15 protein-coding genes are annotated in these 26,988 nt (G+C 41.8%); 14 read left to right on the top strand and 1 reads right to left on the bottom strand.

Annotated features, from left to right (window positions below; translation table 11 throughout):
* The first annotated feature begins 195 nt into the window (after positions 1-195).
* The 3 genes from DWW43_RS07160 to DWW43_RS07150 all read left to right on the top strand — a co-directional run bounded on the left by DWW43_RS07160 (position 196) and on the right by DWW43_RS07150 (position 5,305).
* Entirely contained in the window at positions 196-2,304 is a 2,109-nt protein-coding gene (locus tag DWW43_RS07160) for a glutamine synthetase III (RefSeq protein WP_008403090.1), read from the top strand.
* Between the two features lie 216 nt (positions 2,305-2,520).
* Positions 2,521-4,491 carry a DNA topoisomerase gene (locus DWW43_RS07155; protein WP_119963151.1) on the top strand — a complete coding sequence of 657 codons (1,971 nt, stop codon included), beginning with the start codon at positions 2,521-2,523 and terminating at the stop codon, positions 4,489-4,491.
* A 133-nt stretch (positions 4,492-4,624) separates the two neighbouring features.
* Positions 4,625-5,305, top strand: coding sequence for a UDP-N-acetylglucosamine pyrophosphorylase (locus DWW43_RS07150; protein WP_119963150.1), 681 nt, complete (start codon positions 4,625-4,627; stop codon positions 5,303-5,305).
* An 886-nt stretch (positions 5,306-6,191) separates the two neighbouring features.
* Here the strand turns inward: DWW43_RS07150 and DWW43_RS07145 are convergent.
* Positions 6,192-6,647, bottom strand: a complete 456-nt coding sequence (locus tag DWW43_RS07145; RefSeq protein WP_119963149.1) for a hypothetical protein — start codon at positions 6,645-6,647, stop codon at positions 6,192-6,194.
* Positions 6,648-6,811: 164 nt separating this feature from the next.
* Here DWW43_RS07145 and DWW43_RS07140 point away from each other — a divergent pair, with 164 nt between their 5' ends.
* The 11 genes from DWW43_RS07140 to coaBC all read left to right on the top strand — a co-directional run bounded on the left by DWW43_RS07140 (position 6,812) and on the right by coaBC (position 26,984).
* Positions 6,812-10,198, top strand: a complete 3,387-nt coding sequence (locus DWW43_RS07140; protein ID WP_119963148.1) for a PD-(D/E)XK nuclease family protein — start codon at positions 6,812-6,814, stop codon at positions 10,196-10,198.
* Between the two features lie 5 nt (positions 10,199-10,203).
* Positions 10,204-13,947, top strand: a complete 3,744-nt coding sequence (addA, locus tag DWW43_RS07135; protein WP_119963147.1) for a helicase-exonuclease AddAB subunit AddA — start codon at positions 10,204-10,206, stop codon at positions 13,945-13,947.
* Positions 13,948-14,153: 206 nt separating this feature from the next.
* Positions 14,154-14,876 (top strand): ABC transporter ATP-binding protein, encoded by a 723-nt coding sequence (locus DWW43_RS07130; RefSeq protein WP_119963146.1) that lies wholly within the window; start codon positions 14,154-14,156, stop codon positions 14,874-14,876.
* Positions 14,877-14,883: 7 nt separating this feature from the next.
* Complete coding sequence (locus DWW43_RS07125; protein WP_243104423.1) at positions 14,884-16,548, top strand: hypothetical protein; 1,665 nt, start codon at positions 14,884-14,886, stop codon at positions 16,546-16,548.
* A gap of 11 nt (positions 16,549-16,559) precedes the next feature.
* Positions 16,560-17,939 (top strand): aminopeptidase, encoded by a 1,380-nt coding sequence (locus DWW43_RS07120; protein ID WP_008403082.1) that lies wholly within the window; start codon positions 16,560-16,562, stop codon positions 17,937-17,939.
* A 61-nt stretch (positions 17,940-18,000) separates the two neighbouring features.
* A complete protein-coding gene (locus DWW43_RS07115) occupies positions 18,001-22,158 on the top strand; it encodes a response regulator (protein ID WP_243104422.1) in 4,158 nt (1,385 codons plus the stop codon).
* Between the two features lie 80 nt (positions 22,159-22,238).
* Positions 22,239-22,727 carry a 5-(carboxyamino)imidazole ribonucleotide mutase gene (gene purE, locus DWW43_RS07110; protein WP_119963143.1) on the top strand — a complete coding sequence of 163 codons (489 nt, stop codon included), beginning with the start codon at positions 22,239-22,241 and terminating at the stop codon, positions 22,725-22,727.
* A gap of 216 nt (positions 22,728-22,943) precedes the next feature.
* A complete protein-coding gene (locus DWW43_RS07105; protein ID WP_119963142.1) occupies positions 22,944-23,828 on the top strand; it encodes a Rossmann-like and DUF2520 domain-containing protein in 885 nt (294 codons plus the stop codon).
* A gap of 117 nt (positions 23,829-23,945) precedes the next feature.
* Complete coding sequence (gene panB / locus DWW43_RS07100) at positions 23,946-24,773, top strand: 3-methyl-2-oxobutanoate hydroxymethyltransferase (RefSeq protein ID WP_119963141.1); 828 nt, start codon at positions 23,946-23,948, stop codon at positions 24,771-24,773.
* A 66-nt stretch (positions 24,774-24,839) separates the two neighbouring features.
* Entirely contained in the window at positions 24,840-25,691 is an 852-nt protein-coding gene (gene panC / locus DWW43_RS07095; RefSeq protein WP_008403076.1) for a pantoate--beta-alanine ligase, read from the top strand.
* A 66-nt stretch (positions 25,692-25,757) separates the two neighbouring features.
* Entirely contained in the window at positions 25,758-26,984 is a 1,227-nt protein-coding gene (coaBC, locus tag DWW43_RS07090) for a bifunctional phosphopantothenoylcysteine decarboxylase/phosphopantothenate--cysteine ligase CoaBC (protein WP_119963140.1), read from the top strand.
* Positions 26,985-26,988 lie beyond the last annotated feature (4 nt).

Below are 26,988 nucleotides of genomic sequence, written 5' to 3'. Positions count from 1 at the left end.
ATGTTTTGGATATTGTTACTGCTGTTAACTTTCTAAAAAATTTCCCCTCAAAATTTTTATTTTTCCTCTTGATTTTTCAAATCAAAAGGAGTATATATATTGTATCAAATAAATAGACGAAATGAACAAAGGTGTTCCAAATCATTGGGACACCTTTCTTTTTTTGTTTTATCAGAAGAAAGGAAGTACAAAATTATGATGAACAAAATTTCAGCCGTATTCGGTTCACACGTTTTCTCCGATCAGGTTATGAGAGAGCGTCTTCCAAAAGCAGTTTATAAATCCTTGAAGAACACAATCGATAAGGGCGAACCTCTTGATACATCTATTGCAGATTCTGTTGCAGCAGCAATGAAGGAATGGGCAATGGAACTTGGCGCAACACACTATACTCACTGGTTCCAGCCACTGACAGAGACAACAGCCGAGAAGCATGATTCATTCGTAAGTACAGTAGGCGATGGCGGAGTTATTCTTCAGTTCACAGGTAAAGAGCTGATCAAATCCGAGCCGGATGCTTCATCCTTCCCTTCTGGTGGACTTCGTGAGACATGCGCAGCCAGAGGATATACAGCATGGGATTGTACCTCACCGGCATTTGTAAAAACAACAGATGCAGGAACCTGTATCCTTTGCATCCCAGCAGCATTCACATCATATACAGGTGAGTCACTTGACTACAAGACACCACTTCTTCGTTCCATGGATGCAATCAGCAAGGAAGCTTTAAAGGCACTTGCATTATTTGGAAATACATCAGCAAAGAAGGTTACAGCTTCTGTTGGTCCTGAGCAGGAATACTTCCTGATCGATAAGAAGAAATTCGCCAAGAGAACAGACCTGAAGCTTTGTGGACGTACCTTATTCGGTGCGATGCCTCCAAAAGGACAGGAGCTTGACGATCAGTATTTTGCAGCGATCAAAGATAAGGTTGCATCATACATGACCGAGTTAAATGAAGAATTATGGAAATACGGTATTCTTGCTAAGACACAGCACAACGAAGTTGCTCCTGCTCAGCATGAGTTAGCACCTATTTTCTCAACAACAAATATAGCAACCGATCAGAACCATCTGGTTATGGCTACGATGAAGAAGATCGCAGCAAAGCATGATTTGGAATGTGTTCTTCATGAGAAACCATTTGCAGGTGTCAATGGTTCCGGTAAACATAACAACTGGTCAATTTCAACAGATGAGGGCGAGAACCTGATCGATCCTGGTAAACATCCGGAGACAAACCTTCAGTTCCAGTTCTTCCTTGCAGCCGTTCTTGCAGCCGTTGATAACAATGCAGAGTTGTTAAGACTGTCCGCATCATCCGCAGGAAATGACCACAGACTTGGAGCAAATGAAGCACCTCCAGCAATTATTTCGGCATTCCTTGGTGAACAGCTTGAATCCATCGTTAAGCAGATCATTGAGAAGGGTGAAGCTACAGAATCACCAAAGGGCAAGACTTATGTATCCGGTGCATCCACACTTCCTACATTTACAATGGATGCTACAGATAGAAACAGAACATCACCATTTGCATTTACAGGTAACAAATTCGAGTTCCGTATGGTAGGTTCTACACAGTCCATCGCATTCCCAATGATGGTATTAAATACGATCGTTGCAGATCAGTTAAAGAAGATGACTGACGAATTGGAAGGTGCAGAAGATTTCGAGACAGCATGTAAGGCATTGATCAGAAAGACTCTGACAGAGCATCAGAAGATCATTTTCAACGGAAATGGTTATTCAGATGAATGGATCGCAGAAGCTGAGAAGCGTGGACTTCCAAATATCAAATGTATGGTAGATGCAGTTCCATATCTGGCAGCAGATAAGAGCGTTAAGATCTTTGAAGGCCTTGGCGTTATGGATAAAGCAGAGTTATCAGCCAGAGCAGAAGTTATGCTTGAGAATTACGCAAAGAAGATCAACATTGAGGCACTCACAATGATCGAGATGTCAAATGAAGAGATCATCCCAGCAGTTATGGAATATCAGGCAGAGCTTGCAAAGGGCGCTGCTGAGATCAAAGCTCTTGGTATCGAGCCAAGCGTACAGGTATCTCTGTTGAATACAATCTCTGATAAGCTTGCAGAACTGAAGACAGCAACTGTAAAACTGGAAGAGCTTGTTGCAAAAGCTGCTGATTACGAAGATGATATCGAAGCATGGGCAAAATACTATCACAACGTAGTATTTGCAGCATTTGATTCTGTAAGAACACCTGCTGACGAATTGGAAAAAGAACTTCCAAAGACAGCATGGCCATTCCCTACATACGAGCAGTTATTATTCGAGCAGTAAGATCAAATACAGTAAATGTTTATTACAACCTAAAATAGTCAAAGGGCATCTCGTTTTCTATAATAGAAGGCGGGGTGCTTTTTTACTTTGAGCCATTGTCGTATGGAATCACTGTACGGATATCATAAAAGCTATGGTCGAAACCCCGTTTTTCTGGTATTATAAAAAGATGTGATGTGTAATATTGATCAAATATAAAAGAATCAGGAGTTTGATTTGAAGAATTTATATATAGCAGAAAAACCAAGTGTTGCAAGGCAGTTTGCAGATGTGCTTGGTGTAAAAGGAAATGCCGGAGCGGGCTATCTGGAATCGGAAGATTCTGTTGTGACCTGGTGTGTGGGACATCTGATCACGATGAGCTATCCGGATGCCTATGACGAGAAATTAAGAAAATGGGATCTGGCTACGATTCCTTTTATTCCGACAGAATTCAAATATGAAGTGATACCGGATGTCAGCAAGCAGTTCAAGATCGTAGCAGGGCTGTTGAACCGGGATGATGTAGGCTGTATCTATGTCTGCACCGACTCAGGACGTGAGGGAGAATACATCTATCGTCTGGTGGATCAGATGGCAAAGGTTGGAAATAAAGAGAAGCGGAGAGTCTGGATCGACTCCCAGACAGAGGAAGAAATCCTACGTGGGATCCGGGAAGCCAAGCCGCTTTCAGAATATGATTCGCTTAGTGATGCCGCATATCTTCGTGCAAAAGAAGATTATCTGATGGGTATTAATTTCTCCAGAGCCTTATCGTTAAAATACAGCTATGTGATAAGAAATTATCTGAAACTGGACAAATGTGTGATTGCGGTTGGACGTGTTATGACTTGTGTTCTTGGCATTATCGTGAAGCGGGAACGGGAGATCCGTGAATTTGTAAAGACACCATTTTACCGTGTTGTTGGTACGGTAAATGTTGCCGGGCAGACATTTGAGGCAGAATGGAAAGCAGTAAAGGATACACCGTATTTTAATTCACCGCTTCTGTATAAAGAAAATGGTTTCAAACAGAAGAAGGATGCAGAAGATCTGGTAAAAAAACTGTCGGCAAATGGAATGGAAGCCACGCTTGTTGCAAGTGAGAAGAAGAAAGAAAAGAAGGCTCCGCCAATGCTGTATAACCTTGCCGAGTTGCAGAATGACTGTTCTTCCCTCTTTAAGATCAGTCCGTCCGACACCTTAAAGATCGTGCAGGAGTTATACGAGAAGAAGCTGGTGACATATCCGAGAACGGATGCCAGAGTGTTGTCAACGGCTGTGGCAAAGGAAATTTATAAGAACATATCCGGCCTGAAACGCTATACGCCGATGGCTGCCTATGCCGATGAGGTTCTTAACATGGGAAGCTATAAGACGATCGCAAAGACCAAGTATGTAAATGATAAACAGATCACAGACCATTATGCGATCATTCCGACCGGACAGGGCATGGGTGCGTTAAGGGGCTTGTCTGAGATCGCGGCAAATGTGTATGAGATTATTTGCAGACGATTCTTAAGCATCTTTTATCCGGCAGCAGAATATCAGAAGCTTTCAATGACACTGGCAAAGCAGGATGAATTCTTATTTGCCAATTTCAAATATATGTTAAAAGAAGGTTACCTGAATGTTGCCACGAACCGCTTTACAAGGAAAAAGGATGATACAAAGTACAGCCCGGAATTCATCGAGACGATCGGACATTTGAAAAAGGGAGATATTCTTTCACTTGACAAATTCGAGATCAAAGAGGGTGAGACATCACCTCCGAAACGCTACAATTCCGGTACGCTTATCCTGACGATGGAAAATGCCGGACAGTTTATCGAGGACGAGGAGCTTCGTGAGCAGATCAAGGGCGCAGGTATCGGAACCAGTGCGACCAGAGATGGAATCATCACCAAGCTTGTAAATAACAAATACATTGCTCTGAATAAGAAAACGCAGATTGTAACACCGACATTTCTCGGCGAGATCATTTATGATGTTGTTTATTATTCGATCAATGGACTGCTTCGGGCGGATCTGACAGCAAGCTGGGAAAAAGGCTTGTGTGGTGTCGCTGATGGTTCGATCACAAAAGAAGAATATACAGACAAGATGAACACCTTTGTGATCAAATATACAAATCTGGTAAAAGGAATCAGTAATCAGAACCAGATTACAACAGTATTTGACAGAACAAGGGTATATTATAAAAAATAACCTTGAACATAGTTGCTTAATAGAAAGAATTATCCTTTGTGGATAGATGATTGCTTTTTAGATAAAAATTGTCCTTTGCGGGCGAATGATTGTTTTCTATTAAATTCTGAAAAAGATAGTGAGGTATAAGAAAATGAATAATGAAACAGTAAAACAGGTAACGATCAAAGAATTATATGATCTGACAGAGACAGCAGCAAAGCCATTGCTTGAAAGCGTTACATATCCGTGGGAAGCGCTTCCGAAGATCAAGGACTTTATCATTGAACTTGGAAACAGCTTAGATCCGGAAGAGTATGAGAAACGTGGTGAAAATATCTGGATTCATAAATCAGCAACTGTATTTGATTCTGCTTATATTGCAGGCCCATGTATTATTGGAAAAGATACAGAGGTCAGACAGTGTGCATTTATTCGTGGAAGTGCTTTAGTGGGAGATAACTGCGTTGTTGGTAACTCCACAGAGTTAAAGAATGTCATTATCTTTAATAATGTGCAGGTTCCACATTATAACTATGTAGGTGATTCGATCCTTGGCTTCCATTCTCATATGGGAGCAGGTAGCATTACCTCTAATGTCAAGTCAGACAAAACACTGGTGCATGTCAAAGGTGCGGACTTCGATATTGCAACCGGCATGAAGAAATTTGGCGCAATGCTCGGCGATTATGTAGAGGTTGGTTGTAACAGCGTTTTAAATCCGGGCACCGTGATCGGCTCACATTCAAACATCTACCCATTGTCCCGTGTCAGAGGTTATGTGCCATCAAACAGCATCTACAAAGACCGGAACGACATTGTAAACAAACATTAGTCGCTAGCCTTTACGTTATGGTATAAGGACGAGAATGTGATGTAGATATCTTTTATTTTCCGGGCGTTTTCACTCTATTCTCACGTAGCGGTTCTAAACTCATCGCTTATGCGATTCGTTAAGTACCGACGTGAGAAAAGGCCGTCAAATAAAAATATCTACACACATTCTCTGTCTTTGATATCAAAGCTGCGTACCGGCTACACCTATCATCCTTCTATATTGTGGTAAGCATACAAAGAAATATTTGGCTATGCGATTTATGATTGAAAGGCAGCGCAGCCAAGGCTGGGACAATAGTGTGCTAGTGTACAAAAAACTGACATACAGAAATGTTATATAACGCATCTTGGTATAGAAGCACAAATCACCTGAGTAGAATGTCCTTATGTAGCAGACCTGTCCAGATGTTAGCACTTTAAGTTAAAATGGAAGATAGCATTACTATTATGACGTAAGCATTATCCGAGGCCGGTACTTAAGTTGCGTTTTTTGCAACTTTATGTACGGCTGCACGAGTAACTGAGACCTTAGTGAGGCTTTGCCGAGGTTAGTTCGAAGTTGCACAGCGTGGATACGAGCGGAAGCGTCTTACGGAATAATATGTAATGTATCTTTCATTTTGATTCAAGGACTTATGAAAGCGTTCTGCGAAATAAGGAGCATAGTACTTAGGTGGTTGTACCGTATCAATAGCCAAGGCTGGAAACGGTGTTATGTCAATAAACAGATATATGCCGGACAACTGATATTGTGTAGCAAACCTGTCCGAGCGTCGGTACTTAGGCTGCGTCTTTTGCAGCCTTATGTACCGCTACGTCGAGGATAGAGTGGGAACGTTTTGCGTAACAATAGGCAGTTGACCGGCATATATCGTACGGTGGCATCATTGAACCACAGCCTTGGCAAGCGCCTCTTTGATGGCGTTGATCAGCAGCATTGAGGTATACTTGGTATCGCCGGAAACGGTGAGGTCGTCAACGGATGACACATACTGCAGGTCGGTGTTGATCGCCTCTAAAGAAGACGACAGGAGCGGATACATGGTGGTGACACTTTCGTCCAGATTGGAGAGCGCAACATCCCGGATAGAATGTTCATCAACCGTAACCATAACAGACAGAGTAGATTCGCCAAGCGTGATAGTAGAATCATATGTACCGGGGTTATAAGAAGGCTCCGTTGTTTCGGAAGCGGTATTCGAAGAAGCAGTTTCTGAAACGGTGGCAGGTTTTTTGAACATGATCGTCAGTATGATGATAAACAGGGCGACAAGTCCGAGAAAAATAACCGTGTATATGATTTCTTTAGATTTTAAAACGATAAGCTTTGTGGATGCCATATAAATATTCCCCTCATTTATTATTACTATATTGTATTCACGGAGAAAACAAAATATAACCAAAGAACAGATGGTTAGTAAAACAATATTGAAGTAAATATGGCTTAGCAAAGAGAGAGTCAGAAAAAGAGTATTGCTTGACAGATGAGTGAAAGGAGACCGTTATGTCAGTTCGATTCTTACTTGGAGCATCCGGTTCAGGAAAATCCAGACAGATTTACAATGAAATCATTCAGGCATCGATAAAAGAACCGGAGCGGAATTTTTATCTGATCGTGCCGGAACAGTATACGATGGAAGCACAGAGAGAACTGGTCACAATGCATCCGGCCGGAGGCATGATGAACATTGATGCGATCGGCATGAACCGGCTGGCATATCGTGTATTTGACGAACTGGGGATCAGCACCGGGCAGGTGCTGGAAGACTTTGGAAAAAGTATGCTGATCAAGAAAATCTTATGTGAACAGCAGGACACCTTACACGTATATGGAAGCTATTATGACAAGCTTGGATTTGTAGACGAGATGAAATCCATGATGTCGGAGATCTTCCAGTATAATATCAAGCAGGATACGATCGATGAGATCATGGAGCAGATTCCGGAGGACAGCGTTGTTGCAGGTAAAATGCAGGATATCAGACACATTTACGAAGAATTTGAAGCATTTGCAGGTGAACGCTATATTGTGGCAGAACAGTTGGTGGAGCTGTTGACCAGACATGTTGGCCAGTCTAAGCTTGTGTGCGGCAGTTCTCTGTATTTTGATGGGTTTACCGGATTTACGCCGGTACAGCTTGAACTTGTTGAGAAGTTGATGACCTGTGCGGATGATCTGACCTTTTCCTTTACATTAGATGACAGAGATCAGAAGTATGAGCATATAAAAGACTACGAATTATTCTATCTGACAAAGACTACGATAAAGAAATTAACAGAAGCGGCAGCAGCCGCTGGTATGGAGATCGAGTCTCCGGTCGTTCTGCCTGGAACAATCAACTATCGTCTGGGGGAGAACCGGGAACTGTTTTTTCTGGAGCGGAATTTGTTCCGTAGTCCGTATCAGAAATGGAAGCAGCCATTAGAGCGGATCCATCTGACAGCGACAGGAGATGCGCAGGACGAGATCGTATTTGTCGCATCTACGATAAGGAGGCTCGTGCGGGAGAAAGGATACCGTTATAAGGATATCGCGATCGTAGCGGGAGATCTGGAACAGGCATCCCACATCTATGAACGGGTGATGGATGAATATGAGATCCCTGTATTTATCGATGCAAATGCCTGCCTGAAAGCAAATCCATGTGCGGAAACGATCCGAAGTGTACTGGCGGTTCTGGCAGATGATTTCTCCTATGACAGTGTGTTCCGGTTCTTAAAAGCGGGTATGACAGATCTGTCCTTTGAGGATATAGAGCTTCTGGAAAATTATGCATTAAAGCGTGGTGTCCGTGGCTACAGCAGATGGAACCGGGCAGTATCTGAAAACTATGAGAAGACCTCTCCGGTAAATATAGAAGAGATCCGTCAGGCATTTATGAAGATGTTTGGGGATATCCGTAAGGTCTTTGCAGATAAAAAGGCAGTCACAAAAGATTATGTGGAAGCCCTTTATGACTTTCTGCTTCAGATTCATATGTATGAGAAGTTAGAAGCCAGAAAGAATGAATTATATGAAGAAAACCGGATCAATGAAGGAGATGCTTATGGTCAGATCTTTGAGAAAACGGTCCGGTTATTTGATAAGATAGCGGAACTCTTAGGCGATACAAAGATGAGCGTGAAAGAGTTTTATGAGATCGTGGATACCGGACTTTCAGATATTGAAGTCGGTGTTGTACCGCCTACGGTTGATCGGGTGTTGATCGGAGATATCACAAGGTCAAGATTAAATCATATAAAGGTGTTATTCTTTACATCGGTCAATGATGGAATCGTGCCAAAAGCACCGAAAAAGGGAAGAATCCTAAGTGACAGAGACCGGGATATTTTGTCAGACTGCGGCCTGGAGCTTGCTCCATCCGACAAACAGAACAGCTATATCGAGCAGTTTTATATTTATACGATACTGACGAAACCATCCGATTATCTGTATATATCGTATCATAAATTAAGCGCATCACTTGAAAGCATGCGTCCGTCTTATCTGCTTGGAAGGATCAGCAGCATTTTTCCGTCCCTTCAGGCAGAAGAGTATGATGCTGCTTCCTGTATGCCGGATACCGTCAACCGTTCATTAAGACGGATTCTCCGTGCAGAGGATAGCGAAGATGCAGAGAGCCGGATACTGACAAGAATCTTGACAGAAAAGGGATTTGCCGGAGAATTGACAGCCATTTATAAAGGCAGAACATACAGAAACGTGGCAGAACAGCTTCCACCGGAGACGATCGCCCTGTTATATGGCAGATATCTGCATGCATCAGTATCGAAGCTTGAATTATATGCCAGATGCGGATTTGCATATTTCTTAAAATATGGTCTGCGTCTAAAAGAGCGGGAAATGTATCAGGTCGATGTCAGAAATGTCGGAGTTATCCTTCACAGTGTAATGGAAGGACTGTTTAAGCAGGTAAGAGACACCAGAAATAATGACTGGGAGAATTTTCCGGAAGATGAAAGAATGCTGATGGTCACGGAGCTTGTAAATCGTGCAGCGGAGGAATCGGCAGGAGATTTCTTTGAAGATAATGCAAGAAATGCCTACATGCTTCAGATGATCGAACGTATGGCACAGACATCCGCCGGTATGTTACAGAAGCATATAAGACTTGGCAGCATGAAGCCTGGAATGCTGGAAAAGACCTTTGATTCCGCAAAGGATGAAGTGGGTTCCTATCTGTTTGAGCTTCCAAATCAGATCCAGATGAGCATCAATGGTAAGATCGACCGTGTGGATGTGGAAGAAGAGGATGGAACCGTTTATATCAAGGTGATCGACTACAAATCATCTGCCAGAAAACTCAGTCTGGAGGAGATACTGAATGGAGAACAGCTTCAGCTTGTGACCTATTCTGCGATCGCATATGAGATTGAAAAAATGATCTATCCCGATAAGAATATTCAGATCGCCGGTTTATTATATTACAGCTTTGATGATCCGGTGATCGAGATTGAATCTTCGGAGATTGATACCGATACAGAGCAGCCGGAATTCTCGGATCAGGAGAAATTAGACGCTGAGAGAATGGAGAAAATGAAGCTGCAGGGATTTGTCAATGAATCACCTGCCGTGATACAGAAGATGGATCATACCTGCAATCAGTCACTTCCGGTAAAACTTGATAAAAATGGTGACATCAAGAAAAGTGAGAATGTGGTATCGGCAGACCAGATCCGGACGATCATGGAATTGACGAGAGAGAATATAGAAGAACTTGGAAGTCAGATCGCAGAGGGAAAGATCGCGATCGAGCCATATAAGAATAAGAGCAATACAGGCTGTGATTATTGTGAGTTTAAGAATATCTGTCATTTTGATGTTAAGAATGGCGGAAATCAATATCGCAGACCGGATAACGAGAAGCTTAAGCGGTACAGGGAGGAGTAGCAGAGATGGGTATTTCATGGACAGATGAACAGAAATCAGTCATTAATTCCAGACATGGTAATCTTCTGGTATCTGCTGCGGCAGGCTCCGGTAAGACGGCTGTCCTTGTAGAACGGATTCTTGAGATGGTCATGGGAGTTGATGCGGATGGCAATAAGGCAGAGGAGAAAATCGATATTGATGAGGTTCTGGTTGTAACATTTACTAGAGCTGCGGCTGCCCAGATGAAAGAGAAGATTGCCGATAAGCTTGAGCAGGCAGCCGAAGATCATCCGGAGGATGAGCATATCGTTAAGCAGTTATCCCTGCTGCCACGGGCAGATATTATGACGATCGACAGCTTCTGCCTTGGAATCGTAAAAGACTATTTTCAGATGATCGGGATCGATTCCTCTTTTGATATAGCAGATAATGCAGAGATGGATCTGATCAAGAATGATATATTGGATGAAGTATTAGAACAGAAATATCAGGAAGCATCCGATGAATTTATCGGACTGGTAGACAGCTTTGCGAGAAAAGAATCGGATGAGAAGATCCGGGAGCTGGTCTATCAGATCTACCGGGTTGCTTCCGGTTATCCGAAGCCGGAACGTTGGATAAATGAAGCAGAAACAGCACTTGAAGTATCAACAAAGGAAGAACTGTATACCTTAAAATGGTATCGGGATTATATGCAGATCGTAGCAGACACGCTTGATTCAGCGATCGGTCAGGCAGAACAGTGCTTAGAGATTGCAGGTGAAGCAGATGGTCCTGCAGGTTATGATCCTATTATACGCTTGGATCTGGAATTACTGCGGAATCTGAGACAGGCCGAGGATATGGATGAGGCATATAAACGGGTTTCCAAATTTTCCAATCTGAAGCGTATCGCAGCCTGTGATCCGGAGAAACAGCAGTATGTAAAGACGACTATGCAGACCTATCGTGGGAGTGTAAAGGACATGATGGCATTGTTCCGTCCGACAGGTGTCATACTTTCAGAATGTGCGATGATGAAAGGACCATTGTCAGCTTTATTATCCCTGACACGTTCCTATATGGAGCGGTTAAAGGAAGAAAAGCTCGACAGGAATTTGTATGAATTCCGTGATATTTCAGAATTTGCCTATGACATCCTGTGTGCAGGAACGGATGAGAATGGCTGTGTGATTCCATCGGAAGCAGGAAAGACGGTTGCCAGACGGTATCGTGAGATCCTGATCGATGAATATCAGGACAGCAACTTTTTACAGGAAGATATCTTAAATTGTGTGACAGGTCACGGAGAAGATCGGAAGAATATGTTTATGGTGGGGGATATCAAGCAGAGTATCTACCGTTTTCGTATGGCAAGACCGGATCTGTTCCTGAATAAATATAATACATATTCTGACCGGGAAGATGCAGAAGATCAGAAGATCCTGCTTTCGAATAATTTCCGAAGTGCAGGAAAGGTGATTGATACGATCAACCAGATCTTTGAACCGTTGATGTCAGAGAATCTGGGCGGGATCGATTATGATGAATCGGCAAAGCTGCATATCGGAAGACAAGACAAGAATAATATGGGGTATGGATCCGAGATCCTGATCGTAAGGAATGATTGCGCAGATTCGGAGAAATCCCAGCCGGAAGAGATACGGTCGTTAACAAATGTGGATATAGAGGCACGGATGATCGCAGATGAGATCTATGAGTTAGTGAAGGGTGATAAACCACTTTATATTCCGGATGGAGATAACGGAGAGACCAGAAGGGTTTCTTACCGGGATATTGCGGTATTGATGCGAAGTGTGAAGAAGAATGCGAAAGCCTTTGAGGAAGCATTTGCGGAGCGTGGAATTCCATTATTTGTAGAGAGCGAGAGTGGATATTTTGATGCGATCGAGATCAGTACCCTGCTTGATATGCTGGCGGTGATCGATAATTCCCATCAGGATTATGCACTTGCAGCAGTCCTTCGTTCACCGCTTGCAGGTGTAAAGGAACAGGAGCTTGCAGAGATTGTAGGTATCTATGACCGGGACTTCAAGGATCATGAGAAGAATCTGGCGCGGACGGCGAGTTTTTATCAGAAGGTCTGTTATTATGCAGAAAAGCCGGACTCAGAAGCTTCAGAGGAGCTTCGACAGTTTCTTCGTATGCTGGATAGCTGGAAGGCAGATAAAAACTATATGAGTATCAGTGAACTGCTTCATTCGATATTGGAGCAGACCGGATATTATTGGTTTGTTGGCGCGATGCAGTCGGGAAAACGAAGACAGGCAAATATCGATATGCTGATCCAGAAAGCGGATACCTATGAGGACAGCAGTTTTCGTGGACTGTTTAATTTCCTGCGTTACATGGACCGGCTGAAGACGAATGATCTGGATTTTGCAGAAGCGTCGGTGCTTGGAGATGATGACGATTCTGTTGTGATGATGACGATGCATAAGAGCAAGGGACTGGAATTTCCGGTTGTATTTGTCAGTGGACTGGCAAATCGTTTTTCGAATCTGGATGCCTTATCTCCGGTGACGGTAAATGCAGACAGCTATCTGGCAGGTTATGCGATCGACCGGAAGAACCGTGCGAAGAAGAAAACATTTGCAAGAGCGGCCATGCTCAGTGTCATGAATGCAGAGAAGCTGGCGGAGGAGATCCGTATCTTATATGTTGCCCTGTCAAGAGCAAAAGAGAAGTTATATATGACAGCGGCGGTAAAAGACCCCGGAGCGGAAAAGGCAGTCTTTGATTATCCGCTGCAGACTGATTTTCTTATTGAAGCGTCCGGACAGATGCGGATGGAGCTTCCATATATCACCAGAATGGAAGCCGGCTGTTTTATGGACTGGATCTTATCGGCGTTATCTATGCATATCGTATCAGAAGATATTGTATGCAGAAAGGATACTTATGCAACCTGGGTACTTGCAAAGACCGGCTATCAGAATCAGATACTTGCCGGAACAAAAACAGATATGTCAGAAGAAAATGCTGTACAGACAGAGAATGAAACAGAGAATAAATCTAAGAGTATGATGGCACAGGAAGATCGTCAGTTATATGAAAAGTATAAGGAACTTTTAGATTATACCTACCCATATAAAACAGAGCAGGCAGTAAAAAATAAGATGTCCGTTACAGAGATCAAACGACTGGCACACCGCGGAGAGGAGAATCCGGGATCTGACCTGTATCAGCCGCCTGTGACAGAAGCAGAGCTTACAATACCAGTGCTTCATTCCCGCATGAAGGAGGAGCCTGTAAAAGGAAATGAGATGGGTACTGTGATCCATAAGATCATGGAGCTTATTGATTTTACAAGAAACAGCATGGATGAGATCAGAGAGCAGATCCGGTCATTTTTTGATCATGGATATCTGGAAGAACGGTACAGAGAGCATGTCCGTGCAGATAAGATTTATAACATGGTCAACAGTCCGCTAGGAATCCGTATGGCAGAAGCACAGAAGAACCATACCTTATACCGGGAGCAGCAGTTTTATATCGGCATGAAGCCGGAAGATATATCACCTGAGTATAAAGACAGCAAGGATATGGTCGTGGTTCAGGGAGTGATCGATGCCTATTTTCTGGAAGGAGATCAGGTGGTTTTAATGGACTACAAGACAGATCGGGTGGATCAGATATCGGATCTGGTCAGCCGTTATCATGTGCAGCTTGATATGTATGCAAAGACGATACATCAGCTTACCGGAAGAATGGTAACAGAGAAGATCATCTATGCCTTTCATTTTGATGACAGTATCAACTTATAAACAGTAAAATGTCCACGGACAATCATTTAAAGAAGATGGCAGCCTGTTACTATGCAGAGTATTTTCAGGCTGCCTTTGGTATATTTATATTGTAAAGAGATTAGGGGCTTGGTATAATTAAAACCAAATGGAAAGAAGTATTTTGATAAATGACAGACCAGATAGAAACGATGGTGTGACAGATAAGAACCGGGAGAAGATAAAGAATGATAATAGCCAATAACTTAAAGAAAATTTACGGTAAAGATTTTGTGTCCGTAAACAATTTAAGCTTTCATATTAAGAAAGGTGAGATCGTCGGATTCGTAGGGCAGAATGGTGCGGGGAAGACGACAACGATCAAGATGCTGACAGGCATATTAAATCCGACAGAGGGCAGAGTTCAGATCAATGGTCATGATATCCGGAAAGATCCACTTGAGGCAAAACAGTCGATCGGATATATTGCAGATAATCCTGATATCTTTTTACGGTTGACAGGACTGGAATATGTGAATTTCATTGCAGATATTTATGGTGTATCAGAGACTGACCGTAAGAAGCGGTTAGAGGAAATGGCTGGGCGTTTTGGTATGGAAGACAGCTTAAATAAACAAATGGTCAGCTATTCGCATGGTATGCGCCAGAAAATGATGGTAATAGGCGCATTAGTACATAAACCATTGGTCTGGATCTTAGATGAACCGATGACCGGATTGGATCCGAATGCGGCATATGAATTAAAGAAGATGATGCGGGAGCATGCGGATGAAGGTAACTGCGTATTTTTCTCAACGCATGTTCTGGAAGTTGCAGAGAAATTGTGTGATAATATCATCATGATCAAGAAAGGTCATGATATCTATCAGGGAACACTGGATGATCTGGTTGCCGCACATAAGAATAAGTCACTGGAAGATATATTTATAGAAATGACACATGAGGAATAGAGTGCTTATGAAGAATTTTTTGTATTTGACCAGAGTAATGGCAAAGGATACAGAGATGACGATGCCGGACACCGGAGAAAAAGCGAAGGTATATAAGACACTTGGTTCACTTGCGATGTTCTGTATCATGGTTCCCTGTTGTCTGGTCGTTGGATTTATTGTATATATTATGACAGAAGCACTGATAGAAGCCGGAGGAATGACCGAAGGTGTAGAGCTGATCATACAGTTGATGTCCGTATTTGGCATGATCTTTTCGGTGATGGTACTGTTTAATGTACTGTTTTTTTCATCGGATCTGGATCATCTGCTTCCACTTCCGGTAAAGCCGGGTGAGATCGTAGCAGCCAAATTTGTAAATGCATATATCGCAGAGAGTGTTATGGAGTTTATGGTTTTATTCAGTGGCTTTGTAGGCTACTTCATAGCTGCCGGATTTAAGCCGGTATCTGCACTGACTGCATTGGTCGGAGTTGCACTGCTTCCGATCCTTCCGCTTGTATATTGCGGTATTTTCGCCTTACTTTGTATGGCATTTTTAAGCCGGATAAAACTGTTTCGGAATGTAGATGTCATGACAGGACTGGTAACCGTTATTTTCCTCGGACTCTTTTTATTATCGTTTATTCAGATGGACAGCATCAATATTAACAATTATATTGATGGTCTGATGAATCATAACAATATGTTTACAGTGATCATGGGAAAGATATTCTTTACGGTTCCTGTATTCTTAAAAGCGCTTGAAACGAACAATATTGCATATTTTCTGCTGTTCATTCTGCTAAATGTGATTATGGCAGGACTGTTGTTCTTTCTTGGAAGCAAGCTGTATCTGCGTGGTGTATATCTGGTTTCATCTGTCGGAAAAGCAGAGAAGAAAGAAGATGTGGTTTCTGATGCGGCATATGCGAAAAAAAGTATTCACAAAGCATATTTTCTGAAGGAATGTAAGATACTATACCGGACACCGGCATATCGCAAATATTGTGTAATGGTAAATATTATATGGCCGGTTCTTGCGGTGGCATTGTTTGTTCTGCCTGCAACAAAGAACTTCATGACTTCATTTGAGAATCTGCTTTCCAAAGGTTTTGTAGCATCCGATCTGATCGCATTATTGCTGGTGCTGATCGTTTCTTTCTTTGCAACAGCAATGAACAGTATCGCATCAACCTCATTTACAAGAGAGGGAGAGCATTTCAGTTTTATCAAATATGTACCGGTCAGCTATCGGACACAGATTGGGATCAAAGCAGGTGTCAGTCTGGTATACAGCGGAATTACGGTTATAATTACGATTATCGTATTATGTGTCTGTATGCATATCAGTGTGCCGACAGCAATTTATTTTATTATTATTGCGTTATTGTCGGTTATGTGTTGTACTTATATCGGCCTTTGGTTGGACGCAACACATCCGAAATTAAACTGGGAAGATGAATATGGAGCGCTCAGAGGCAATTTGAATGCGTTTTTTAATATGGCGATTGCAATTCTGGTATCCATGATCCTATGTGGAATCGGTTTTTGTTTATTTAAGTTTACAAGGATGGATTCTTTTATGATCTTTGCAATCTATCTGGTAATTCTCGGACTTGTGACATACAGGATCCGCAGAAATGCCATTATATATATAAAAAAGAGTATAAGCAATGACTTATATGTTTAGGAGGCATAAAAATGAAAGATAAAAATGCATGGAACAGTTATGACAAGGAAGAACTTGCAAAGCTGGAAAAATTATGTAAAGCTTATCGTGAATTTCTGGATGCAGGAAAAACGGAGCGGGAATGTGTAAAAGAGATCGTAAAACAGGTAAAAAAAGCCGGATATGAAGATATTCAGGATGTAATCAAAGAAGGCAGGAAGCTGACAAAAGGTTCAAAGGTATATGCGGTATGGATGAATAAGACCGTAGCGCTATTTAACATCGGTAAGAAGAATATCGAAAAGGGTATGAATATTCTTGGCGCACATATTGATTCCCCACGCATGGATATCAAACAGATCCCATTATATGAGAAAGAGGGATTTGCTTATCTGGATACGCATTATTATGGTGGAATCAAGAAGTATCAGTGGGTAACTTTACCACTTGCTATCCATGGTGTAGTTGCCAAGACAGGCGGAGAAGTTGTAGAGGTAAACATTGGGGAAGACAAGAATGATCCTGTATTTTGTGTTACCGATCTGCTGATCCATCTTGCCGGTACCCAGATGGAAAAAAAGGCAAATAAGGTCATCGAAGGAGAAGAGTTGGATATCTTATTTGCAAGTAAGCCGTTAAAGGGAAAAGAAAAAGAAGCAGTAAAGGAACAGGTACTTGCACTTCTGAAGAAAAAATATGGAATGAAGGAAGAGGATTTCATTTCAGCAGAGCTTGAGATCGTCCCGGCAGGAAAGGCAAGAAACTGTGGAATCGATGAGAGTATGGTCATGGCATACGGACAGGATGACAGAGTATGTGCATATACATCTATGGTTGCGATGTTGGAAGCAGAAGATGTAGAAAAGACGACCTGTTGTCTGTTGACAGATAAAGAGGAGATCGGAAGCGTGGGGGCAACCGGAATGCAGTCTCATTTCTTTGAGAATACAGTCGCTGAGATCATGAATGCGATGGGCTGTTATAATGAACTGGCACTCAGAAGATGTCTGGCATCCTCCAGAATGTTATCCTCTGACGTATCTGCAGGCTATGATCCAACCTTTGCAAGTGCATTTGACAAGAAGAATGCAGCTATCTTTGGTGAAGGTATGGTATTTAACAAGTTTACAGGTGCAAGAGGCAAATCCGGTTCCAACGATGCAAATGCAGAATATCTCGCAGCTATCCGTAAGGTGATGGATGATGCAGGAGTATACTATCAGACAGCAGAGCTTGGTAAAGTAGATGTTGGCGGTGGCGGTACGATCGCTTATATCTTATCATTATATGGAATGGAAGTTGTGGACTGTGGTGTGGCAGTATTAAACATGCATGCTCCATGGGAGATCACCTCCAAAGCGGATATTTACGAAACTAAAAAAGGATATGTAGCATTTTTATTAGGTGCATAAGAAAACTATGAAGCAGTTACATTCAAAAATCAGAATGATTATTTTAATAGCAGCAGCCGTGATGATACTTTTTTCACCACGGCTAGTTGTGTCTGCCGGAGAGAATTTTACCTCTGATTACAGTCAGACAGAGTATACAGAAGAAGATGGATTTGAGAGTGGTGAGGCGAATTGTATAGTCCAGTCTTCCAGTGGATATATATGGATTGGAACGGATAGTGGTCTGTATCGATATGACGGAAGTGAATTCCGTAAATTTACACTTGGTGAAGATGAAGGAAGCAATGTTTATTCTGTAAACAGTATTTTATCAACATCTTCCGGTGAGTTATATGTTGGAACAGAAAATTATGGCTTGTTTGTCTATGATAAAGGCAAATTTTTTCGTGTAACAAATCCATCCGATGCAGAGATAACAACGATCCATAGTATGTATGAAGATGAAGAGGGTAAGATATGGCTGGCAACATCTTCAGGTATTTATTATTATTCAGACGGAGATATGACATTAGTTGCTGATGAAGATATCGTATATCCGGATGTGACTGCAATCGGCGGATACAAATCTTATGTGTATGCGATAGTAAACAGTGATACGATTGTCAATATTAAAAATAATGAGATCGTCAGTAAGACAAATAAGGCGGCATATACTGAAGAAGATCTGAACAGCCTGTATGTGGATTCGGATGGAAATCGCTATATTGGTACGGTTGGGCATACGATTGTTCGTTTAACGACGAATAAAAATTTTACCCTGATTTCAACAGCTGCCCTCAGTGGTATCAATAAGCTTGGCTTATATGGAGACAGATTCTGGGTGCTTGCGGATGATGGTATAGGTTACATAAATCAGGACGGCGGTATACAATATGTGACCGGGCTTGCGTTTAATGAATCGATGAGTGATATTCTGGTAGACTTTGAAGGTAATTATTGGATGACCTCTTATCGAAAAGGACTACTGTTTCTCGGTCGAAGCAAATTCCAGAATGCGACACTGAAATATGGCATGAATGAATCCATTGTAAACTGTGTGACAGAATATCAGGGGAGATTGTATGTTGGTACAGATGATGGTCTGGACATCATTAATGCAGATGGGACATTGGACAGAGAATCAGATCTGGTGACCATGCTTTCCGGCAAAAGTATCCGTGATTTTTGTGTGGATTCCAGAAACAATTTATGGATATGTTCGTATCGTCTCTATGGTGTAATCAAGGTTAATCCGAGAGGTAAATATAAAGTATATAATAAGAGTGAAGCGCTTCTTACCAGTAATGCCGTTAACTGTATAATTGAACTGAAAGATGGAAGCATGGCAGTCGGTACAGAGAATGGTATTACTATACTCAGTAATGGTAAAGTGGCAGCAAGTTATGGCAGATTTTCCGGAATGGAAAATGCGGATATCATATCACTGTATCAGGGAGATGATGGAACGCTGTATGCAGGTTCTAATGGTTCCGGTCTGTATACGATCGACATAGAATCAAATCTTCGAAAACTATCTGCAGCTGACGGACTGGATTCCAATATTGTTTCTTCTATTGTTGGTGGCAGTAATGGAATCTGGATCGGAACAGACAATGGTCTGTACTATCAGGAGGGCGTGATTCGTCAGATTAGTGCCATTGATTCATCAAATTCTATTGCAGATCTGATCATGGATGAATCCGGCAATTTATGGATCTTCGGATCCAGAGGTATTCAGAAATATTACGAGGGGGATCTGCTTAGTTCAGCGGCGCCTGAAGGTGAGAGTTATACAAAAAATGATGGATTGATTTCCGGTATTTCGGATAATTCTACAGAATATATATCAGCAACTGGAAAAGTATATGTATGCTGTGATCAGGGACTCAGTGTTTTGGATCTGAATCAGATATATACAAATGAGGTTTCCCCACAGGTCCGTATATCATCAGTTACGGTTGATGATAAAGAATATGCATTTTCCGATCTGGATGGTAAAATCCGCGTTCCGGGAGATACGAACCGTATCGTTGTGAAATTTTCGGTTCTTAGTTATGTGAATCGTGGAGACATTCAGGTAAAGTATCATTTGGAAGGCTTTGAAGATAAGGATCGTGTCTTATCAGGGACCGATTATCTTGAAGCGGAGTATACAAATCTGGAAGGCGGGGACTATACTTTTGTCCTGACGGCCGAGAATTCAGATGGTATAGCCTGTAAAGAACCGCTGTCTTTCTCAATCGTAAAAGAATTGAAATTCTGGGAAACATCGTTTTCAAAGGTTCTGATCGCTTTATTTGTGATTCTGACCTGTATTACGATCATAGTGGTTGCCAGATATATTTTCATATTACTTGGCAGAAAAAATAAACAGGTAGAAGAATTAAGTAAAAAGAATGAGCAAGCAGAAAAATCAAATCGGGCAAAGAATGATTATGTTAATTATCTGAGCCGTGAGATCCGTGTTCCGTTGAATTCCATTCTTGCAATCAGTGAGATGCTGCTCCGTAATGTAGATTCTCAAAATGAAGAAGAGCTAAAGCAATTATCAACGGTTTATGGTTCCGGTTATGAGATACTTGGAATTATTGATGGTATTTCCAGACTATCAAATCTTCAGGATGGAACAATTGATCTGGTTGAAAAGGAATATGCAGTTTCTGATGTGATCGAAGAACTGGCAATACAATTTAAAGAGATGATCAATCGAGAGCTTGTAAGTATAAAAGTAAGTATTGAGGATGATATTCCAAATGGACTGATTGGTGACTGTTCAAAGATAAAAGAGATATTGCTTAATCTATATCAAAGGGCGGCTAAGACGACGAAAGAGGGAAGTATAAGTATTTCGGTTGACTGGCGTACGATTCCGCCTGAGGAATGCGAGAAAGAAGACAGTATATATCTGGATATAGAGATATCGGATACAGGCACGGGTGTAAAGGAAGAACGTTTGGACAGCTTTTTTGATCTGGATGATTCTTACGACAGAACAGATATCGGTAATTTTGATGTCAGTATCGGGCTTGCGATCGCGCGACAGTTGATTGAGAGTATGGGTGGAACTCCTGAGGTTGACAGCACATATGGAGCAGGAACGACGATCCGGTTCTCGATCATACAGCAGGTATTTGATTACAGCTATGTAAATTATAATGTTAGCAAGCGAAAAGAGTTGGCCTTCCGTAACTCGAGTTCCAGAATCTGGCTGCCGGATGTACGTATACTTCTTGTAGATGATTCTGATGTCAGTCTGGGAATCCAGAAAGTTATATTTGAATCATATGAGTTGGTCTGTGATACGGCATTATCGGGCTTTGAGGCAATCGATAAGGTAATGGTGACACCATATGACATGATATTTATTGATACCGTGATGCCTGTTATGGATGGAGCAGATACTGTTCGTGAGATCAGAGGCCTGGATGGAGAAGAGTATAAGAGAGTTCCGATTGTTGCGCTTTCAGAGAATAATGTAGAGAGCAACAGGGATGAGATTGTTAAAGAGGGATTCAGTGATGTTCTGGTAAAACCCCTTGAAATGGATGGAATTGAACGGGTGTTCCGGTTATTCCTGCCGGAGGAGAAGATCAAAGAAAAGACAAGCAATATCAGACAATATATCAGTGAATCCAGATTTAAGGATGATGTTTATATTCTGGAGAACAGTATTGTTGTAGAAAATGCATTGAAGATGCTTGGTGGCAATTTTGATACATTTAACCGATTTATTATGGCGTTTAAGGAAGATTATGAACAGGATGCGGACAGACTGGAAGAATATATCGACGATGATGTCAGAAAATATCGGAATATCATTCATGATATTAAGAGCAGCAGTGGTAATATCGGCGCATACAGCATCGAACGTAAAGCGGCCAATCTTGAATCGGCAATTAATATAGGAAATATGCAGTATGCAAAAGAGAATACGCATGAATTTGTGTCAATGTTGAGACGATTATTTAAGGATATCGGACTTTATCTTGATAAGATCAATCCAGAAGAATCACAGGAAAAGATAATGAAAGATTCTGTTGATCGTGGACAGCTGAAGGATATGCGTAGCTTCTTACGGGATGCGGATATCAAGTCTGTTAAAGAGATATTTATCGAGATAGAAAAATATGAATATAGCGATGCTGACATAGAATTCTTAAATGCGTTAAGGATGACGGTAGATGCGATGGATTATGAAGGTGCAAGTGAGATTATCGATCAGTATCTGAACAGTAAGTAGTATACTATTGTGTAATACATAGATATGTAGTGCACAGGAATATTAAAAATATAATAAAGTAAGAAAGAAGGATGTAAAACATGAGAGTAGCAATCATAATGGGATCAACAAGTGACCTGCCAAAGGTTGAGCCGGCAATCGGCATTTTAAAGGAGTATGGAGTAACTGTTGATGTGAGATGTCTGTCTGCACATAGAGCGCATGCGGGACTTTCGGAGTTTATTGAAGAAGCAAATAATAACGGAACACAGGTTATCATTACTGCCGCAGGTATGGCAGCAGCACTTCCGGGTGTCGTAGCCAGCCAGACAGTTATTCCGGTTATCGGTGTACCGATTTCCGGTTCAGTATTAGATGGAATGGATGCACTTCTTTCTATCGTTCAGATGCCATCCGGTATCCCTGTAGCAACAGTAGCGATCAACGGAAGCAAGAATGCAGCATACCTGGCACTTCAGATCATTGGAAATAGCAATGCAGAAGTAAGAAAGAAACTTTTAGCAGAACGTGAGTCCATGGAAGCTGCAGCTATGAAGGCAAATGCAGAAGTAATAGCAAAATATAATTAATCAGTTGCAGGTCATATAAAATGATGATTTCATATGTAGATATGTGATCTGCATAGAGTGAAAACAGAAGAAAAGCAGGAGAAAAAATGATGATAAATTCAGGTTCTCCTGCTTTACTTTTTACCTTGTAAATGGTATTGTAAAGGGCGGATGGTATTCGAAAGAAACTATACCTGATTTACACCACAGATAGAACAGGCGATAGCAGGTGATCATATGAGGATTGGATTTATCGGTGCAGGCAAAGTAGGCTTTACACTTGGAAAGTATCTTGAGCAGAATTTGAAAAAAGAAAAGATACAAAAGAATCTTCCGGAGACAGTAACCGTATCCGGATATTACAGCAGACAGGTGGAGAGCGCAAAAGAAGCTGCAGCATTTACCGATACCGCAGTGTTTGATGATCTGAAGAAGATCGTTTGTGCAAGCGATGTCCTGATGCTTACCGTTCCGGATGGAAGAATAGAAGCAGTGTGGGACAGTATAAAAGCCTTTGATATCAAGGGCAAACTGATCTGTCATTGTAGTGGTGCTATGACATCTAATATTTTTTCAGGTGTAACAGAGGCAGGAGCCTTTGGTTATTCGATTCATCCTATGTATGCAATCAGTTCAAAGACAAAATCCTACAGGGAAATGCAGAAATGTTTTTTTACAGTAGAAGGTGATGAAGAGTGGGGAAATGAAATTTGCCACTTTATTCGTCTTTTAGGAAATGACTGTGTACTTCTCTCAACAGAAAATAAAACAAAATATCATGCTGCAGCAGTATTTGCCAGTAATCTGGTAAATGGTCTGTACGGATCGGCAGTTTCATTACTGGAAGACTGCGGATTTGAAAATAAACAGGCAGAACGTGCGCTTGTTCCATTATTTATGGGAAATGCATCGCATATAGCAGAAGATGGACCGGTGGCAGGGCTGACCGGACCGATTGAGAGAAATGACGTAACGACAGTAAAGAAACATCTGAATGTTCTTGAAAAAAATGAGAAATATATTTATACCGGTGTATCAAGAGCTGTAGTTACTCTGGCAGAACAGAAATATCCTGACCGTGATTATTCAGAGATGAAGAATATTCTATCAAAGCAGGAGTAAAAGACGAAAATGCTGCTATGCCGGATGGGCTATGACAGGCAAGCCGGCGGATATAACAAAACAGGATTTTGAAATGAACAAAGTACGAAATGATTTCAGAATAGGAGAATAAGACGTATGAAGAACACAACAACATCAATTATGCAGATGAAGAATTCCGGGCATAAGATTTCTATGCTGACAGCGTATGATTATACGACAGCAAGATTATTGGACGAAGCAGGAGTCAATACGATCCTTGTCGGTGATTCCCTCGGAAATGTAATCCTTGGATATGAGGATACGATCTCCGTAACCGTAGAAGACATGATCCATCATAGCGCAGCCGTTGCAAGAGGAGCCAAGAATGCACTGGTTGTAACCGATCTTCCATTTATGTCCTATCAGACCAGTGTATATGACGCAGTCGTAAATGCAGGCCGTCTGATGAAGGAAGGCAGAGCTGGAGCTGTAAAGTTAGAAGGTGGTAAAGAAGTCTGCCCACAGATTAAAGCAATCGTATCAGCAGGAATCCCTGTTGTTGCACATCTGGGACTGACTCCGCAGTCAATCAATACTTTCGGTGGCTTTAAGGTTCAGGGTAAGACAGAAGCAGCAGCTAAGAAGCTGATCGAGGATGCCAAGGCAGTAGAAGAAGCAGGTGCGTTTTTACTGGTACTGGAGTGTGTCCCTGCAAAGCTTGCAAAGCTTGTAACAGAGAGCATCAACATTCCTACGATCGGAATCGGAGCAGGAGCAGGATGCGACGGACAGGTTCTTGTAATTTACGATATGCTTGGCATGTTCAGTGATTTTAAGCCGAAGTTTGTAAAGCATTTTGCAAATGCAGGAGACATGATTCGTGAAGCAGTAAAGACTTATATAGCAGAGATTGACGATGGAACATTTCCGGCAGAAGAACACTGCTACAAAATTGATGACGAAGTAATCGATAAATTATACTAAGAGATAGAAGCTGTCTGAACCGGTAAAAACCGGGAGACAGGATCAGGAAAGGACTGGAAATCAGAAATGAAGATTTTAAAAACAGTAGATGAAGTAAGAAGTCAGGTTAAGGCATGGAAGAAAGAAGGCTTAAGTGTTGGACTTGTACCAACAATGGGATATCTCCATGAGGGACATCAGAGTCTGATCAGGAAATCCGTAGAACAGAATGACAGAACCGTTGTATCTGTATTTGTCAATCCGATGCAGTTTGGACCAACAGAGGACCTGGAGAGTTATCCAAGAGATCTTGATGCAGATGCAAAGTTATGCGAGACAACAGGTGCAGATGTGATCTTTCATCCGGAACCGGAAGAAATGTATAAGCCGGGATTTTGTTCTTATGTCAATATGACAGGGCTTCCGGATGCATTATGCGGACTGACTCGTCCGGTACATTTCAAAGGTGTATGTACAGTTGTAAATAAATTATTCAATATCGTTCAGCCGGATCGTGCTTATTTTGGTCAGAAGGATGCACAGCAGCTTGCGATCATCATGCGTATGGTTACAGATCTGAACATGGATATTGAGATCGTTGGATGTCCGATCATCCGTGAGGCAGATGGGCTTGCCAAGAGTTCCAGAAATATTTATCTGAAGCCGGAAGAACGTCAGGCAGCAGTTGTACTGAGCAAGTCAGTTAAGCTTGGACAGAAAATGATCGAAGATGGTGAGCGAGATGCGAAGAAGATTGTAGCAGCAATGAAAGACCTGATCGGATCAGAGCCACTTGCAGATATTGATTATGTTGAGATGGTGGATATGGATACTATGAAGTCAATCGATATAGTAGAGGGACATGTCCTTTGTGCTATGGCAGTCAGATTTGGCAAGGCAAGATTGATCGATAACTTTATCCTTGATATGAACAAATAACAGCCGGATCAGGATTCGTTCCGGACAGAATGATTTTCAATGATACGATGCAGAATGGAGAAAATGATGTTAAAGAATAAGACCGTTGTTTTAGGTGTAACAGGAAGTATAGCGGCATATAAGATGGCAAATGTTGCCAGTATGCTTGTAAAACTGCATGCAGATGTAAATGTCATCATGACAGAAAATGCGACAAATTTTATCAATCCGATCACATTTGAGACCTTAACAGGAAATAAGTGTCTGGTGGATACCTTTGATCGTAATTTTCAGTTTAACGTAGAGCATGTTGCACTTGCAAAACGGGCAGATGTCTTTATGGTCGCTCCTGCATCGGCAAATATCATTGGGAAGATTGCAGGCGGAATTGCTGACGATATGTTGAGCACTACGATCATGGCAGCAAAATGTCCGAAGCTGATCGCACCTGCAATGAATACGAATATGTTAGAGAATCCGATCGTTCAGGATAATATCAGAAAACTGCAGTCCTATGACTATGAGATCATAGAGTCGGCAAGCGGATACCTTGCCTGTGGAGATACAGGCAAGGGAAAGCTCCCGAGTGAGCAGTTGTTAGTTGATTATATATTAAAAAATATTGCAGCAGAGAAAGATATGCAGGGAATAAAAGTACTTGTTACTGCAGGTCCTACGATGGAAGCAATCGACCCGGTTCGCTTTATCTCAAATCATTCAACTGGTAAAATGGGGTATGCGATCGCGAGACAGGCGATGCTCCGTGGGGCAGATGTAACCCTCGTAACAGGAAAGGTAGCGATTGCACCACCGGAATTCGTAACAGTGGTTCCGGTTACTTCTGCACAGGATATGTATGAAGCTGTAACAGCAGCCAGTGCTGATCAGGATATCATTATTAAGGCAGCCGCAGTTGCTGATTATAGACCGGCAGAGGTAGCAGATAACAAGATCAAGAAATCGGATGCTGATATGAGCATTCCGCTTACAAGAACAAAGGATATTCTTGCATTCCTTGGAATGCAGAGAGAAGAGGCAAGAAAGACAAATGGGGACAGCAGACTTGCCGGACAGATCATATGCGGATTTTCGATGGAGACACAGAATCTGTTAGAGAATTCCAGAAAGAAGCTGGAAAAAAAGAAGATTGATATGGTCGCAGCAAATAATTTAAAGACAGCGGGGGCTGGATTTGGGACAGATACCAATGTGCTGACATTGATCACACAGGATGAGGATATTGAATTGCCACAGATGAGTAAAGAGGAGTGTGCAGACAGACTTCTTACCCAGTTAATAAAAATGAGGAAATAATATT

The sequence above is a fragment of the Clostridium sp. AF15-41 genome (assembly GCF_003604095.1).
Lineage (GTDB): Bacteria > Bacillota > Clostridia > Lachnospirales > Lachnospiraceae > Coprococcus.
The sequence above is the reverse complement of the archived record's forward strand: the minus strand, read 5'-3'. Positions and strand labels throughout refer to the sequence as shown.